The sequence below is a fragment of the Flavobacterium supellecticarium genome (genome assembly GCF_004801375.1).
GTDB classification, from domain to species: domain Bacteria; phylum Bacteroidota; class Bacteroidia; order Flavobacteriales; family Flavobacteriaceae; genus Flavobacterium; species Flavobacterium supellecticarium.
This window is the reverse complement of sequence record NZ_SSNZ01000001.1, coordinates 729,356-747,052: the sequence shown is the minus strand read 5'-3', so window position 1 is coordinate 747,052 and position 17,697 is coordinate 729,356. Positions and strand designations below refer to the sequence as shown.

Sequence of the window (17,697 nt, the reverse complement as noted above, 5' to 3'; positions counted from 1 at the left end):
CCTAAAATAAAAGATATGAGTACTACAAAAGAATATTTAAAACAATTAGAAGACGAAGCAATATACATTCTTCGTGAAACTGCGGCACAGTTCGAAAAACCGGCCTTGCTGTTCTCCGGCGGAAAGGATTCGATTGTCCTGGTACACTTGGCATTAAAAGCGTTCCGACCAGGGAAGTTCCCGTTTCCGTTGGTACACATCGATACGGGACATAATTTTCCGGAAGCCATTGCTTTTCGGGATTATCTGGTGAATCAGATTGGCGAAAAACTAATCGTTGGTTCGGTGGAAGATAGTATCCGGAAATACAATTTAAAGGAAACGCCAGGGCGCTTTCCGTCGCGTAATGCACTACAAACCTATACGTTACTGGATGTTATTCAGGAAAATGAATTTGATGCCTGTATCGGCGGAGCGCGTCGCGACGAAGAAAAAGCACGGGCAAAGGAGCGCATCTTTTCAGTTCGGGATGATTTCGGACAATGGGATCCCAAATTACAACGCCCGGAATTATGGGATATCCTAAACGGTAAAATCCAGAAAGGACATAATGTCCGCGTTTTTCCGATTAGCAACTGGACGGAACTGGATGTGTGGAATTATATCCAACAAGAAGGGATCGAATTGCCGGAACTCTATTTTGCCCATCACCGGGAATGTATTGTACATCAGGATAAACTGGTGGCGACTTCCGAATTTATTCAGCCGCTTCCTACGGATACCGTGGCTGTGGAAAAAGTACGCTACCGAACCGTTGGCGATATGACGTGTACGGCGGCTGTTCCATCGGATGCCGAAACGATTCAGGATATAATTGATGACATTATCCGGACGCGGATTAGCGAAAGAGGGCAAACCCGATTGGATGATCAGTTATCGGAAGCCGCAATGGAAGACCGTAAAAAACAAGGTTATTTTTAAAAACAACACCTCTAAAAACATAAAAAATGAACACATTAAAATTTATAACAGCCGGAAATGTAGACGATGGAAAAAGTACGCTGATCGGACGTTTGCTATACGATTCCGATAGTATTCATACCGACCAGCTGGGTGTTTTGCAAAAACAAACCAAACAGGAAAATGTTGCGATCGATTTAGCATTAATCACCGACGGACTTCGGGCTGAGCGGGAACAGGGAATTACGATCGATGTGGCCTATAAATATTTTGCCACTTCGAGACGGAAATTCATTATTGCCGATGCGCCGGGGCATGAACAATATACCCGGAATATGATTACCGGAGCGTCAAATTCCGATTTGATCATTGTTCTGGTGGATGCGCGCAAAGGAATTACCACGCAAACCAAACGTCATGCGAGTGTGGGGGCGTTAATGGGTATCAAAAAGGCTATTATCGCGATCAATAAAATTGATTTAGTGGACTATTCCGAAGCGGTTTTTAATACGATTAAAGCCGACTTTGAAGCGATTCGTTCGGAACTCACCTATGATGAAATTGCCTATATCCCGGTTAGCGCGCTGTTGGGTGATAATATCGTAACAAAATCGGAAAACACGCCCTGGTTTGAAGGCGATGCGTTATTAAGTACGCTGGAACATATTGCGATTCCGACAAAAGAAAATCTCGTAGCCCGTTTTCAGGTACAATGGGTGATTCGGCCTAAAGATGAGGAAAATCACGATTACCGTGGATACGCCGGGCAAATCCTAAGCGGAAGTTACACCACAGGCGATTCGGTGGTGATTTTACCTTCGGGAATTGAAACAAAAATTATAAAAATTGAAAGACACCAGGAAGTGGTCAAGCAGGCTACGGCTGGTGACAATGTGGTCCTTCATCTGGCTGATAATATCGATATCAGCAGAGGTGATACGATTGTACAAGCCAATGCGTTACCACTTACGTCAAATGAATTAAAAGCCTGGATTTGCTGGTTGGATACGGCACCATTACAAATCGGAAAAACCTATCTGTTGCAACATCGTTTTAAAACGGTACGTGTAAAAATTCAGGCGGTCGACCGGAAATGGGATGTCAACCAATGGCAATTCGATCAGACGCATGAACTTGGAATTAATGACATTGGTCAGATTGCTCTACGTTCCAGTCAGCCGTTGTTTTTTGATCCTTTTGCGGAAAATTCCCGAAACGGAAATGCGATTCTGATCGATGAAACAACGTTTAATACAGTCGGTGCTTTAATGTTTTTACTTTAACGTAATGGAACATCCACTATACCGAAAAAATAAGGGAAACCACGAACGGATTCCCGATAAGGTAAAAACCGGAATATGGATTGAAAAGCTGTTTAACTGGCTTTTTTCGATCGATGCCGAATTGGACAATTATACCGTCTTTTTGGAAAAAGAAACGGAATTACAATCAGAATTGACCGAAATAGTAAAATATGTACTGACAGATGAACAAGCCCAAACCGTAACGAATACCTTTTTTGGATCGCTAGAAATCGTACACGACTTACTGGAAGCCGATTTGGAAACCATTTTTAATTTCGATCCGGCGGCAAAATCCAGAAATGAAGTACTCGCGGCATATCCCGGTTTTTTTGCCATCGCAGTTTACCGTCTGGCACATTTGCTCTGGAAAAGTAACGTACCGGTGATTCCAAGGTTGGTTTCGGAATATGTACACGGAAAAACAGGTATCGACATCCATCCGGGCGCAAAAATCGGAGCTCGTTTTTTTATCGATCACGGAACAGGTGTGGTCATTGGAGAAACGACTGTTATTGGTAACGATGTTAAAATTTACCAGGGTGTGACCTTGGGCGCTTTAAACGTGAGTAAAGATAAAGCCGAAGAAAAAAGACATCCCACAATTGGTAACAATGTGATCATTTATGCCAATGCAACCATTTTGGGAGGCGAAACGCATATTGACGATGATGCGGTTATCGGCGGAAATGTATGGATCACGCAATCGGTTCCCAAAAAATCACTGGTGTATCACAAAAGTGAGATCGTCATTAAAAACAAAGCTCCCTTTCCGGAGCCCATCAATTTTGTCATATAAAACAACTAAAAAAATAGAATCATGAAAGCAAATACCATTTTAGAAACAATAGGAAATACACCGGTTGTCCGACTTCAGAAGCTTTTCGGAGACTCCAAAAAAGTATGGATCAAACTCGAAAAAAACAATCCGGGAAACAGTATTAAAGACCGTATCGCGCTGGCGATGATCGAAGATGCGGAACAAAAAGGAATCTTAAAACCGGGTAGTGTTATTATCGAACCAACTTCAGGAAATACCGGTATCGGACTGGCTTTGGTTGGTGCCGTTAAAGGCTATCGGGTTATTCTGGTCATGCCGGAATCGATGAGTGTTGAACGTCGGAAATTAATGGAAATCTATGGTGCCGAATTTGAATTGACACCACGGGAAAAAGGAATGAAAGGTGCGATCGAAAAAGCCAATGAACTGGTAACGCAAATCCCGAATGCCTGGTCGCCACAACAGTTTGATAACCCGGCTAACGTAGCCATTCACGAAAAAACAACGGCACAGGAATTACTTCAGGACTTTCCGGAAGGTATCGATTACCTGATTACTGGAGTCGGTACGGGCGGACATATTACCGGTGTTGCTAAAGTTTTAAAAGCCAGATTTCCAAAACTAAAAGTAATCGCTGTCGAACCGGAATTATCGCCCGTATTAAGTGGTGGCGAACCGGGACCACACCCGTTACAGGGAATCGGAGCCGGATTTGTGCCTTCGGTTTTACAACCGGAATTACTGGACGAAATTATACAGGTTGGCAAAGACGAAGCTTTTGATTATGCCCGTATGGTAGCAAAAGAAGAAGGAATTTTGGTTGGAATTTCAACCGGAGCGTCATTGGCGGCTGTAGCCCGAAAAATCCCGCAAATCCCGGATGGAGCTACAATTGTCACCTTTAATTATGATACAGGCGAACGGTATCTTTCGATCGAAGGGCTGTATTAATCCCGAAATAAACTAAGAAAACTAAAAAAAACAATGAGTATAGAAAATAAAGGGAAAGTCATTTTAGCCGGAGCCGGTCCGGGTGATCCCGATTTAATAAGTGTAAAAGCGATCCGGTATCTGCAAACGGCAGATGTAATCCTGACTGATCGTCTGGTTGCGCCACAACTAATTGCCGATAATGCGCGTAAGGATGCCATCATTATTTATGTTGGAAAACAATGTTCGAAAGGAATCCATACGCCGCAAAGCGATATCAATACGTTAATGGTAGAATTTGCAATACAGGGGAAGCTGGTCGTTCGACTTAAGGGTGGCGATGCATCGTTGTTTTCGAATATACTGGACGAATTGGAAGTGCTTAAAGCCAATGCGATTCCGTATGAAATTGTACCCGGAATCTCGGCGGCTTTTGGCGCGGCTGCCTATACCGGTATTCCGTTAACCGCCAGAGGAATGGCGCGTGGCGTACGTTTCCTGACCTTATTCGATCTGGCATCGGTCACTCCGGAGCAATGGGCCGATTGGGGAACGACAGACGATACCCTTGTTTTCTATATGAGTGGCCAACGATTACAACAATTGGCCGGTTATCTGTTAGCTAACAATGTTGATCAAACTAAAGGACTGGCCGTGATTCAACAAGCGACAACACCGTATCAAAAAACCAGAGTGTTTTCGTTTGCAGAATTAAAAACCAAGGAATTTCCCGAGTTTGGTTATGTACCGACCTTATTACTGGTCGGGAAAGTAGTAAACCTCCACGAACAGTTTGCCTGGTTCCGGGAACAATCTAAAAACACGTCGTATTTCGATAATCATATTATAAACTTCCAACATGCTAGCTGAAAATAAATTTGAGATACTAAAAGATCTGGTACGACAGTATTCCCGTGAAGAAATTATCTGGACCAATGGGTATCTGGCCGGACTTCTGGCGCAAAACGAAACCAGGGAATCAAAAGAAACGATAGTGCCAGTTTCGGTAAAACCAACCATTATTTACGGTACTGAAACAGGGAATTCCAAAAAACTGGCGACGCAGTTACAAACGGTTTTAAAAAAAAATAAAATCCAGTCGAAAGTGATCGATGCATTCCAGTACCCGGTGGAAAAACTGGAAAAAGAAGACTTTCTGATTGTAATAATGAGTACGCAGGGCGAAGGTGATCCGCCACAAAATGCGGTTAAATTTTTTGACAATATCAGTAATAGTAGTGCCAATCTTTCGAAAACCCGTTTTGCAGTTTTGGGATTGGGGGATTCGTCTTATCCCTTGTTTTGTAAAGCGGGTGAAGCTATAGACGAGCAACTCGCACGACTTGGCGCACAACGCGCAGTGCCATTTCAAAAAGCCGATGTGGATTTTACTCCGGTTGCCGAAAAATGGTTTGCTGAAATATTGGAAAGTCTACAACAAGCAACAATTGGAAAAACAGATATAACTTCATCGATTGTTGCTCCGGTAACGCACAAGAAAACGTATACTGGTATTGTACGGCATAAGGTCGTTTTAAACGATCGCGGTTCGAATAAAGAAACCCATCATATTGAAATCGAAACAGACGAACCGGTGGTATACGAACCGGGTGATGCGATCGGTTTTTATCCGGAAAACACAACTACGGAAACATTGGAAATTGCAACATTGTTACAAGCCGCTTCCCGTAGTGATGAACTGAAAACCAAAAATATCAGAGGACTTTCGAAAAAATCATTGGAGGCACTTTCGAACCTATTGGGTGTGTCAATTACCGAAACAAAAGCCGATTTACTGGATATTCTACAAAAATATCCGATCGATGCAAAAGTCACTTTCGATGCGGTTATCACATTATTATTACCTATCGCGCCACGTTTGTATTCGATTGCATCGGCTGCCGAAGCACACGACGGAGAAATCCATATAACGGTTAATCGCAATGTGTTTACAGTAGACGGTATTCCAAAATCCGGGTTGTGTTCGCAGTTTTTAGCGGATTTTCCAAAGGAGGGAAGTCTTCCGTTTTACATTCATAAAAATCCGAATTTCCGATTGCCCGATCCGGATAAAGATATCATTATGATTGGCCCCGGAACCGGAATCGCTCCGTTCCGTAGTTTTCTGGCGCACCGCGATGCTACCGGAGCCGAAGGAAAAAACTGGTTGTTTTTTGGTGAACAGCATTTTGTTTCCGATTTCTATTATCAGACCGAAATACAGGAATGGCTCGCAACCGGAGTGCTAACACGACTGGATACGGCTTTTTCAAGAGATCAGAAACATAAAATTTATGTACAGGACCGCTTAAAACAAAAGGCAAAAGCAGTGAGTGAATGGCTGGATAATGGTGCCTATCTCTATATCTGCGGTCAAAAAGAACCGATGAGTACCGATGTCGAAAATACCTTGCTGGAGATTATCGCTTCTGAAAAAAACATCAGTAGTGCCGAGGCAAAGACAATTTTGGAAAACCTTGAGTCACAAGGACGTTATCTAAAAGACGTCTACTAAGCAAATATTAAATTGAACGATACTATGAGTAACGATAAATTATCCCCGATTGAAACGATTAAAGTGAATAGTGACGGACTTCGCGGGACTTTAAAAGAGAGTTTGACGGATAACCATACCGGAAATGTACGTCCCGATGATGAAGCCCTGGTCAAATTCCACGGAATGTATGTGCAGGACGACCGTGACAGAAGAGCAGAAAGAGCCGAAAAAAAACTGGATAAACTGTATTCGTTTATGATCCGTTTACGCATTCCGGGTGGTGTTATTTCGGCCGATCAATGGTTGGCAACACATGCGATTTCCGAAGAATACGGTACCGGAATCCTTAAAATCACAACCCGTCAGACCTTACAGTTACACGGTTTATTAAAACACCAGTTACAACCTACCATACAAGGTTTTCTACTGGCAAAGCTCGATTCGATTGCCGCTTGTGGCGACGTTAACCGTAATGTAATTTGTAGTTCACATCCGCAGGTTTCGCCCTTATACCAGCAGATTTACGATTATGCTGATACGATTTCAACCTTGTTATTGCCTAAAACGCAATCGTATTATGAAGTGTGGATCGATGGTGAAAAAGCATACGAACGATCCTCGGAAGCCGATCCATTATATGAAGACCGTTACCTGCCGAGAAAGTTTAAAATTGCAATCGCGATTCCGCCAACGAACGATGTGGATGTATTTGCTAATGATATCGGACTGATTGCCATTATCAAAGACGGACAATTAAAAGGATTTAATATCGCGATTGGCGGTGGATTGGCAACCACACACGGAAATCCGAATACGTATTCGCGACTGGCTACTATTATTGGTTTTACCGATACCGAAGAAAAAACACTTAAAGCGGTATATGAGATTCTGACGATTCAGCGGGATTATGGAAACCGCAGCGACCGCAAGTTGTCCCGCTTAAAATATACTGTAGACAAACTTGGCGTGGATGCGTTTAAAAAAGAACTGGAAAAACGGATTGGTTTCGAATTATTAACGGAAGAATCCTATACTTTTACCGAACGAAATGATCGCTACGGATGGCAACAAAACCATGAGAATAAATGGTTTTATACCTTATTTATCGAACATGGAGTGATTAAACCCTATCAGAAGCAATTCCTTCTGGAACTGGCACAATTACACTTGTCTGATTTCCGGTTTACCTGTAATCAAAACCTGATTTTGGGAAATATTGACGAAGCGGCTAAAAACAGGGTAGAAGCATTACTTGCCAAATATCAGATAGAGGAACGCGATAGTGCGATGCGGAAAAGTTCGATGGCTTGTGTCGCATTGCCTACGTGTCCGCTTGCGTTGGCCGAAGCACAACGGTATTTGCCGGAACTGGTTACGAAAATCGAACCGTTTCTAAAAAAATACGAACTGGATCAGGACGAAATCAGTATCCGGATGACGGGTTGTCCGAACGGCTGTGGGCGACCGTATCTGGCGGAAATCGGATTGGTTGGTACCGGACCGGGTCAGTATAATCTGATGTTGGGTGGCGACCGTTTGGGGAATCGCCTGAATCAGATTTATAAAAAACAATTAAACGAAAACGAAATACTAACAGAACTCGATATACTTTTTGATCAGTATACTAAAGAACGTTTACACGATGAGACATTTGGGGATTTTACATTTCGGAAATACTTTTCCGTCAATTAAAAAAAACAGGATACGAATACTCTTTTTAACCCTGTTATTTCCCCTGTTGCTCGTGGCTCAGAAAAAAGTAACCAACCAACAATTAGTGTGGTTTGCTTATCATAATACGATCCGGTTTAACGAAAACTGGACGTTGCTGAGTGAAGTTCAGGAGCGGCGTTTTTTTAATCCCGGTGCACAACACCAATTGGTATTTCGCAGTACGATTCAGCGGAAATTAATCGAAAACTGGAATGTTTCGGCAGGGATGACCTATTTTTTACAAAGTCCACAGGATCCGGAATCTGAAAGTAACCTGATTGTTCCCGAATTGCGTCCGGATATCGGTTTTGACAATAAGCAGAAATTAGCGTTTATGACGATCTCGCATCGCTATAAAATGGAAGCGCGTTTTATGCACGATTTTACGAATGACGAACTAACCGGTGGCTATCGTTTTTCGAATTTCCGTTTTCGATACCAATTGGGATTGGATATTCCATTATGGCGACAGCAAGACACCCGGGAAGAACGGTTAACCCTACGATTAAAAGACGAAATAATGCTTAATTCGGGAAGTAAAATTGTAAAAAACACTTTTGATCAAAACAGAATGTATGCGGGACTTAATTATCGGATCAATCCGGATTTTGCTGTAGAAGCGGGTTATCTCAACTGGTACCAGCAACGCGCTTCCGGAACGGACTATTACGACCGGGATATCATCCGTTTTTCGGTATTCCATACGCTATCATTAAAAACTAAAAAGCATGAAAAATAATTTGTTTCCAATATTCTTAAAAAGTGACTCGTATCGGTTTCTGATTGTTGGCGGCGGAAATGTGGGATTGGAAAAAGCCGAAACCTTATTGCGGCAAAATCCGTTGACCACTTTAACGGTCGTGGCACAAAAGATCAACTCCGGTTTACGTCAGTTACAGCAAAAACACCCGCAATTGATTGTTCGGGAGCGGTCTTTTGAGGAAAACGATCTGGATACCACCGATTTTCTGATTATTGCCACCGATAATACCGCTTTAAACCGGGATATCAAACAAAAAGCCAATGATAAAGGAATATGGGTCAATGCGGCCGATCAGCCGGACTTATGTGATTTTTATCTTGGTTCGATTGTCAATAAAGGCTATCTTAAAATTGCAATTTCAACCAACGGAAAATCACCGGTATTGGCGCGTCGTTTACGCGAGCATCTGGAAGAGGCTATTCCGGATACGATCAGCGATAGTATTGAAAATCTTAATGCTTTTCGCGAACAACATAAAGGCGATATTCAGGCCAAGCTGACTTCCTTAAACAAAGCAACGGAAGCACTGGTAAAGGAAACGGACAAAAGAGAGGGGAAAAAATACAAGGAACTGACGTTTGAAATTACCGTGGTTTTCCTGGCTGTGTTTTTTGGTTATGGTTTGTCGTCGATCATTTCGGTTGCCGAATTAAATGGCTATATCAGAGAAATTCCACCGGCCTTTTACGGAATGGTACTGGTTGGCTTTTTTGCCCAATTGGTCGATGGTGCTGTTGGTTTGGGATATGGGGTGACCTGTGCGACGAGTATGATGTTGTTCGGAATTAAGTTACCGGCAATTAGCGGAAGTATCCATACCGCGGAGATGTTTTCCAGCGGAATCAGTGGTTTTTCGCACTACAAATTCGGAAATGTGAACAAAAAATTATTACTATGGTTGGCCATTCCGGGTGTAGTTGGCGCCATTAGCGGTGCCTTGCTGTTGATTTACCTCGGAAATAAATACGAAACGATTACGTATGCTGTTTTGGCTACCTATACCATGATCATCGGGATACGTTTGGTGTTGATCGCTTTACGGAAAAAAATCGTTCGGAAAAAAATAAAAAATACCGGTTTACTCGGATTTTCAGGAGGTCTTTTCGATGCCTTTGGCGGCGGTGGATGGGGACCAATTGTTACCTCGACCTTATTGGCCAAAGGTCGAAAATCCAGTTATGTGGTCGGAACAGTGAGTTTAGCCGAATTTTTTGTGACACTGGCGGCTTCGGCTACGTTTTTTGCCTCATTGGGCGTCAGTCATTGGTATATTGTAGTCGGACTGATTTTTGGTGGTTCCATTGCGGCACCATTAGCGGCACGACTGGCCGGGAAATTACCACAAAAAACAGCCATATTGGCCGTAGCATTTTTAGTTATTGTATTCAGTATCCGAATGTTGTTTAAAATATTCTAAGGCTTTCAAAATGAAACAAAAAAAGGTGGACTCTAAAGTGATTCAGCCCCTTTATATTTTAGTAAAACCGGACAGGTTTATAAGCGTTATGTATAGAAACCTGTCCGGTTTGAAATAAACGTTTATTTTGAGTGTAGAGATCGTGTACACAACCTCCAAAAACAAAAACATCCGCCATTTGGCGGATGTTCTTTTATAAAATCGAATCAGGATTATTTATTCGTTTTGATTACTCTCTTCGTCGTTTTACCTTGATCGGTTACGATGTTAAAGATATATACTCCTGCTTCAAGTTGATCAACATTGATGCTGCTTTCCTCATTATGTAAGTTTTGGCGAATCACCTGACGTCCGTTCATATCGAACACAGTCACACTTGCATTAGAGTAGTTATTCATCATTTTAATGGTTACTGTTGTAACTGCCGGGTTAGGGAAGATACTCACAGAAGCCGAGTTGAAATCAGCAATACCCATTGGAGGAGCAACAACAACAATTGCAGTAGCTGTACTACAGTTTGTACTGTTAGCAACCTCACAGATTGAATATGTTAATGTATATGTTCCCTGAGCTGAAGCTGCAGGTACATTTACATTTCCGTTTGCACCGATAGTCACTCCGGTTAATCCACCATTGTTGACTAAAGTAATTGTAATGTCATTGTCGTTAACTGGCGCACCACCTAAAAGGTCATTTGCGGTAACATCTCCGGCAACACCACCTGTAGCATTTACTACCGGATTCGCAGAGAAGTCATCGTTAACAGCAAGGATAGCCAAGTTGTTTACAGTTAATGTTCCTGCGTTTGAATTTACAGAAGCACAAGTACCGTTAGCAACAACAGCTCGGAACTGGTGTCCGTTGTAAGAAGCTGGTACTCCTGTTAATGTTAATGTATTGGTTGTAGCACCAGAAACAACAGGGTTAGTACCACCATTACTAATGTTATTCCAAGTTGTACCATTAGTACTCATTTGCCACTGATAAGAAGTTGCATTTGTAGCTGTTACTGTAAACGTAGCATTTCCACCAGCAGTGATTGTACTGTTGGTAGGTTGAGCCGTTACGGTAGTAGCACCTGGTTCCGTAATTGTAAATGACTGCGTTGTAGAACATGCATTTGCATCGGTAACCGTAACTGTATAAGTTCCTGCGGCTAATCCTGTAGCTGTTGCAGCAGTTCCACCAGTTGGAGCCCAAACGTAAGTATAAGCACCAGTACCACCCGTTACGGCAACAGTAGCCGAACCGTTAGTACCCCCGTTACAAGCAACGTTAGTTTGAGCCGAAGCTGTAGCTACTAAAGCAGTTGGTTGTGTAATTGTAAATGACTGCGTTGTAGAACATGCATTTGCATCGGTAACCGTAACTGTATAAGTTCCTGCGGCTAATCCTGTAGCTGTTGCAGCAGTTCCACCAGTTGGAGCCCAAACGTAAGTATAAGCACCAGTACCACCCGTTACGGCAACAGTAGCCGAACCGTTAGCACCACCGTTACAAGCAACGTTAGTTTGAGCCGAAGCTGTAGCTACTAAAGCAGTTGGTTGTGTAATTGTAAATGACTGCGTTGTAGAACATGCATTTGCATCGGTAACCGTAACTGTATAAGTTCCTGCGGCTAATCCTGTAGCTGTTGCAGCAGTTCCACCAGTTGGAGCCCAAACGTAAGTATAAGCACCAGTACCACCCGTTACGGCAACAGTAGCCGAACCGTTAGTACCCCCGTTACAAGAAACGTTAGTTTGAGCCGAAGCTGTAGCTACTAAAGCAGTTGGTTGTGTAATTGTAAATGACTGCGTTGTAGAACATGCATTTGCATCGGTAACCGTAACTGTATAAGTTCCTGCGGCTAATCCTGTAGCTGTTGCAGCAGTTCCACCAGTTGGAGCCCAAACGTAAGTATAAGCACCAGTACCACCCGTTACGGCAACAGTAGCCGAACCGTTAGCACCACCGTTACAAGCTACGTTAGTTTGAGCCGAAGCTGTAGCTACTAAAGCAGTTGGTTGTGTAATTGTGAATGAACGTGTAGTAGAACATGCGTTAGCATCGGTAACCGTTACAGTATAAGTACCCGCAGCTAATCCTGTAGCAGTAGCAGCAGTACCTCCTGTAGGAGCCCAAGCATATGTATATGGTCCAACACCACCTGTTACAGCAACAGTAGCCGAACCGTTAGCACCACCGTTACAAGCTACGTTAGTTTGAGTCGAAGCTGTAGCTACTAAAGCAGTTGGTTGTGTAATTGTGAATGAACGTGTAGTAGAACATGCGTTAGCATCGGTAACCGTTACAGTATAAGTACCCGCAGCTAAACCAGTAGCAGTAGCAGCAGTACCTCCTGTAGGAGCCCAAGCATATGTATATGGTCCAACACCACCTGTTACAGCAACAGTAGCCGAACCGTTAGTTCCACCGTTACAAGCTACGTTAGTTTGAGTCGAAGCTGTAGCTACTAAAGCAGTTGGTTGTGTAATTGTGAATGAACGTGTAGTAGAACATGCGTTTGCATCGGTAACCGTTACAGTATAAGTACCCGCAGCTAAACCAGTAGCAGTAGCAGCAGTACCTCCTGTAGGAGCCCAAGCATATGTATATGGTCCAACACCACCTGTTACGGCAACAGTAGCCGAACCGTTAGTTCCACCGTTACAAGCTACGTTAGTTTGAGCCGAAGCTGTAGCTACTAAAGCACTAGGCTGAGAAATCGTGATTGATCTTGTTATAGAACAAGTATTAGCATCTGTAATGGTTACAGTGTAAGTACCAGCAACTAAACCAGTAGCAGTAGCAGCTGTACCTCCTGAAGGAGCCCAAGCATATGTGTAAGGTCCTGTTCCACCAGAGGCAGTAACAGAAGCAGTACCATTCGATCCACCGTTACAAGAAACAGATGTGAAAGAAGAAGTAGCAGTTAAAGCAGTCGGTTGTGTAATTGTGAATGAACGAGTCGCTGTACATGCGTTAGCATCAGTAACCGTCACAGTATACGTACCAGCAACTAAACCAGTAGCGGTAGCAGCAGTACCTCCAGAAGGAGCCCATGAATAAGTATAAGGAGCTGTTCCACCCGCTACAGCTACAGTAGCTGATCCAGTTGAACTTCCGTTACAAGCAATATTCGTTTGCGAAGAAGCCGAAGCAACTAAAGCAGTCGGTTGTGTAATAGTAACCGATCTAGTGATAGAACAAGCGTTCGCATCAGTAATCGTAACTGTATATACACCCACAGCTAAACCAGTAGCAGTAGCAGCTGTACCTCCTAAAGGAGCCCAAGCATACGTGTAAGGTCCTGTTCCACCAGAGGCAGTAACAGAAGCAGTACCATTCGATCCACCGTTACAAGAAACAGATGTGAAAGAAGAAGTAGCAGTTAAAGCAGTCGGTTGTGTAATTGTGAATGAACGAGTCGCTGTACATGCGTTAGCATCAGTAACCGTCACAGTATACGTACCAGCAACTAAACCAGTAGCGGTAGCAGCAGTACCTCCAGAAGGAGCCCATGAATAAGTATAAGGAGCTGTTCCACCCGTTACAGCTACAGTAGCTGATCCAGTTGAACTTCCGTTACAAGCAATATTCGTTTGCGAAGAAGCCGAAGCAACTAAAGCAGTCGGTTGTGTAATAGTAACCGATCTAGTGATAGAACAAGCGTTCGCATCAGTAATCGTAACTGTATATACACCCACAGCTAAACCAGTAGCGGTAGCTGCTGTACCTCCTGTAGGAGCCCATGAATAGGTATAAGGTCCAACACCACCTGCAGCAACAACAGTAGCTGTTCCGTTCGATCCACCGTTACAAGAAACGTTGGTAGATGAAGTAGTGGCAGTTATTGCATTTGGCGCTACGATGGTAACTGTTTGTGTTTTAGTACAAGCGTTAGCATCGGTTACAGTACATGTGTAAGTACCTGCGGCTAAACCAGTAGCTGTTGCAGCTGTACCTCCTGATGGAGCCCATGAATAGGTATAACCAGGAACACCTCCTGTTACGCTAACAGTAGCCGAACCATTAGTTCCTCCGTTACAAGCAACATTTGTTTGTGAAGATATAGTAACAGCTAATGCCGTTGGCTGGTTGATTGTAAAGTTTCTTGTTGCTGTACAACCATTGTTATCGGTGATTGTACAAGTATAAGTACCTGCTGCTAAACCGGTAGCTGTTGCAGCTGTACCTCCAGACGGAGCCCATGAATAGGTATATGGAGCAGTACCTCCAGTTACGTTAACGCTAGCGATACCATTAGAACCTCCGTTACAAGCAAGATCTGTTCTGGAAGTGGTAATAGCCATAGCAGTTGGTTGTGTGATGGTAACTGATCTTGTAGTGGTACAAGCATTAGCATCTGTAATCGTACAGGTATATACACCCACAGCTAAACCAGTAGCGGTAGCTGCTGTACCTCCTGTAGGAGCCCATGAATAGGTATAAGGTCCAACACCACCTGCAGCTACTACAGTAGCTGTACCGTTCGAACCACCGTTACAAGAAACAGCTGTGGCAGAACCTGAAGCGGTTAAAGCAATAGGCTGAGTGATGGTAACGGATCTTGTAGTAGTACAAGCATTAGCATCAGTAATCGTACAGGTATATACACCCACAGCTAAACCAGTAGCGGTAGCTGCTGTACCTCCTGATGGAGCCCATGAGTAAGTATAAGGTCCTGTACCACCTGAAGGCGTTACAGTAGCTGTACCGTTGGCACCGCCATTACAAGAAACAGCTGTGGTTGAACCAGAAGCTGTTAAAGCAGCCGGTTGTGTGATTGTAAATGTTCTTGTAATACTACATGCATTCGCATCCGTAATGGTACAGGTATAAGTACCTGCAGCTAAACCAGAAGCTGTTGCAGCGGTCCCTCCTGAAGGCGCCCAGGAATAGGTATATCCCGGAGTACCACCTGAAACGTTAACCGTTGCAGTACCGTTAGTACCACCATTACAAGCAACATTTGTAGAAGAAGTAGTAGCCGTTAAAGCCGTTGGTTGCGTGATTGTGAATGATCTTGTTAAAGTACACGCATTCGCATCGGTAACCGTAACGGTATAAACTCCTACCGCTAAACCAGAAGCTGTTGCTGCTGTTCCACCAGATGGAGCCCATGAATAGGTATAAGGAGCAGTTCCTCCAGAAACGTTAATCGTAGCAACACCATTTGATCCACCGTTACAAGCAACACTTGTAGTAGATGCTGTAGAAGTTAGAGCTGTCGGTTGTGTGATGGTAACTGATCTTGTAATACTACATGCATTCGCATCCGTAATGGTACAAGTATAAACCCCTACAGCTAAACCGGTAGCTGTTGCCGCTGTTCCCCCTGATGGAGCCCATGAATACGTATACGGTCCGGTTCCTCCTGAAGGAACTACTGTTGCAGTTCCGTTAGAACCCCCATTACAGGAAACGGAAGTAAAGGAACTGGTAGCAGTAAAAGTAGCCGGTTGTGTAATAGTAAAAGTTTGAGTTTTCGTACAAGCATTTGCATCGGTTACGGTACAGGTATAGGTACCTGCTGCTAAACCAGTAGCTGTTGCAGCTGTTCCACCAGATGGAGCCCATGAATAGGTATAACCAGGAACACCTCCGGACACAGCTACAGTAACCGAACCGTTTGATCCTCCGTTACAGGCAACATTCGTTTGTGAAGATGCAGTAACTACTAATGCCGTTGGCTGGCTGATTGTAAAGTTTCTTGTTGCCGTACATGAATTTGAATCGGTGATGGTACAAGTGTATGTACCAGCAGCTAAACCTGTGGCCATAGAAGCAGTACCTCCTGATGGAGCCCATGAATACGTATAAGGAGGAACACCTCCGGTTACGTTAACACTAGCGATACCGTTTGAACCTCCGTTACAGGTAAGATCAGTTCTTGAAGTGGTAACCGCCATAGCTGATGGTTGTGTAATCGTGAAACCACGAGTGATCGTACATGCATTAGCATCGGTAACGGTAACTGTATAGTTTCCTACCGATAAACCGGTTGCTGTTGCAGCTGTACCTCCCGATGGAGCCCATGAATAGGTATAAGGTGGCGTACCTCCTGAAGTAACTATTGTAGCGGTACCATTACCACCACCATTACAGCTAACATTGGTTTTTGAAGTCACTGCCGACATCGCTGTTGGCTGTGTGATTGTTACACTACGAGTAATAACAGTTCCTTCGTTATCAGTAATCGTACAAGTGTAAACGCCAACAGCTAAACCAGTAGCAGTAGCATTTGTACCTCCTGAAGGAGCCCATGAATAGGTATATGGTGTTACACCACCGGAAGCTACTACTGTAGCAGTACCGTTACCACCACCGTTACAAGAAACAGTAGTGAATGATGAAGTTGCGGATAAAGTCGCATTTGTTGTGAACGTTAAGTCGCTTCCATAAGCCGTTCCAGACGAGTTAATAGCATACGCTCTGAAATGGATGGTCGTCGCAGATGGCAACGACGAAATAACCGAACTAAAGGTTCCGGTTCCGCTTCCAATAGTAACTTTGTTGTCTGATGTCGTTGGATTGGCCGATGTAGCCCATACAATTCCTCTTTCAGTAACTGTTGCACCACCGTCGGCAGTTACGTTACCTCCTAGAGTAGCTTTTACAGCCCCTACATTGGTTGCTGCAGTTGTGGTTACCGTTGGGTTTACCACAACCGTACAGTTAACGTTTGGCGCAGCATAACCAGATGGTGTGATACCAAGTGAAGCAGTACCATTATTTGACCAATTGGAAGCCGTATTGATACTGGCTCTTAATGCCGCAGCTGTTCCGGTTAAGGTTCCTGTATATTTGCTGTTAGCAACTTCAGGACCCGGAGCCGGGAAAAGCGAAATACAGTTTACACCGTTGGTAAGTCCTGTAGGAACAATACTTTCGGCTGTACCGGCTACGTTTGAAGCATTCCAGGTTGTAACCGGGTCGTAGTTCGTACTGTTGTAGTCACCGTGAACACCAGCAATAAAGATAGGGTTTGCTGGCGCTACACCGCTAGTACTTTGGTAAGCCAAAATCTGGTCACCAGCCGATAGGTTAAAGTTCGAATTTAGAGCGATAGTTACCCCGGAAGTACCGGTTACGGTAAAAGAATCTGGCCCAGTTTCGATTATCGAAATAATCGTTCCGCAAGGCACCGTAGAAGGGATAACCCATCGTAAGTGGGTTTCCGTACTTGTGGCCCAGCCTGTTGCTGTCCAGCCCTGTTCGGAAAAGTAAATCGTTTCTCCGGCAGGAAGGGGTTTGAGCGCAATAAATGAAAATCCATCGACTGTCCCGAAATCATAGCCAATAAAGGCGATGTCTCCAGGGCCGAGGGTTTGCGCTTTGGTACTCTGCTGTACAAAAAATGTACAGAGGAATACGAGGGTTGCGAGTAATCTCTGCTTCATGTGAATAAAT

General features: G+C 43.8%; 10 protein-coding genes. 9 read left to right on the top strand and 1 reads right to left on the bottom strand.

The genetic code is table 11. The annotated features are described in order from the left end of the window. The first annotated feature begins 15 nt into the window (after positions 1-15). The 9 genes from cysD to E6C50_RS03430 are packed head-to-tail and all read left to right on the top strand — an operon-like array spanning position 16 to position 10,302. Entirely contained in the window at positions 16-921 is a 906-nt protein-coding gene (gene cysD, locus E6C50_RS03470) for a sulfate adenylyltransferase subunit CysD (protein ID WP_136401795.1), read from the top strand. A gap of 26 nt (positions 922-947) precedes the next feature. Next, positions 948-2,183 carry a sulfate adenylyltransferase subunit 1 gene (locus E6C50_RS03465; RefSeq protein ID WP_136401794.1) on the top strand — a complete coding sequence of 412 codons (1,236 nt, stop codon included), beginning with the start codon at positions 948-950 and terminating at the stop codon, positions 2,181-2,183. Between the two features lie 4 nt (positions 2,184-2,187). Further along, positions 2,188-3,000: a serine O-acetyltransferase EpsC gene (epsC, locus tag E6C50_RS03460; RefSeq protein WP_136401793.1), complete on the top strand. Its 813-nt coding sequence runs from the start codon at positions 2,188-2,190 to the stop codon at positions 2,998-3,000. Between the two features lie 21 nt (positions 3,001-3,021). Beyond that, entirely contained in the window at positions 3,022-3,933 is a 912-nt protein-coding gene (gene cysK, locus E6C50_RS03455) for a cysteine synthase A (RefSeq protein ID WP_136401792.1), read from the top strand. A 33-nt stretch (positions 3,934-3,966) separates the two neighbouring features. Further along, complete coding sequence (cobA, locus tag E6C50_RS03450; protein ID WP_136401791.1) at positions 3,967-4,782, top strand: uroporphyrinogen-III C-methyltransferase; 816 nt, start codon at positions 3,967-3,969, stop codon at positions 4,780-4,782. Next, on the top strand, positions 4,772-6,427 hold the full coding sequence (locus E6C50_RS03445) for a diflavin oxidoreductase (protein WP_136401790.1): 1,656 nt from the start codon (positions 4,772-4,774) through the stop codon (positions 6,425-6,427). Before cobA ends, E6C50_RS03445 begins: the two co-directional genes overlap by 11 nt. A 24-nt stretch (positions 6,428-6,451) precedes the next feature. Continuing rightward, a complete protein-coding gene (locus E6C50_RS03440) occupies positions 6,452-8,101 on the top strand; it encodes an NADPH-dependent assimilatory sulfite reductase hemoprotein subunit (protein ID WP_136401789.1) in 1,650 nt (549 codons plus the stop codon). Then, positions 8,052-8,861 (top strand): DUF2490 domain-containing protein, encoded by an 810-nt coding sequence (locus E6C50_RS03435; protein ID WP_136401788.1) that lies wholly within the window; start codon positions 8,052-8,054, stop codon positions 8,859-8,861. Before E6C50_RS03440 ends, E6C50_RS03435 begins: the two co-directional genes overlap by 50 nt. After that, positions 8,851-10,302, top strand: coding sequence for a TSUP family transporter (locus E6C50_RS03430; protein WP_136401787.1), 1,452 nt, complete (start codon positions 8,851-8,853; stop codon positions 10,300-10,302). The genes E6C50_RS03435 and E6C50_RS03430 overlap by 11 nt, the downstream gene beginning before the upstream one ends. A gap of 212 nt (positions 10,303-10,514) precedes the next feature. On the opposite strand, the gene E6C50_RS03425 is transcribed toward E6C50_RS03430, so the two are convergent. Continuing rightward, the gene (locus tag E6C50_RS03425) at positions 10,515-17,687 is read right to left on the bottom strand and encodes a T9SS type A sorting domain-containing protein (RefSeq protein WP_136401786.1); all 7,173 of its coding nucleotides are present in this window, start codon (positions 17,685-17,687) and stop codon (positions 10,515-10,517) included. Positions 17,688-17,697: the final 10 nt, after the last annotated feature.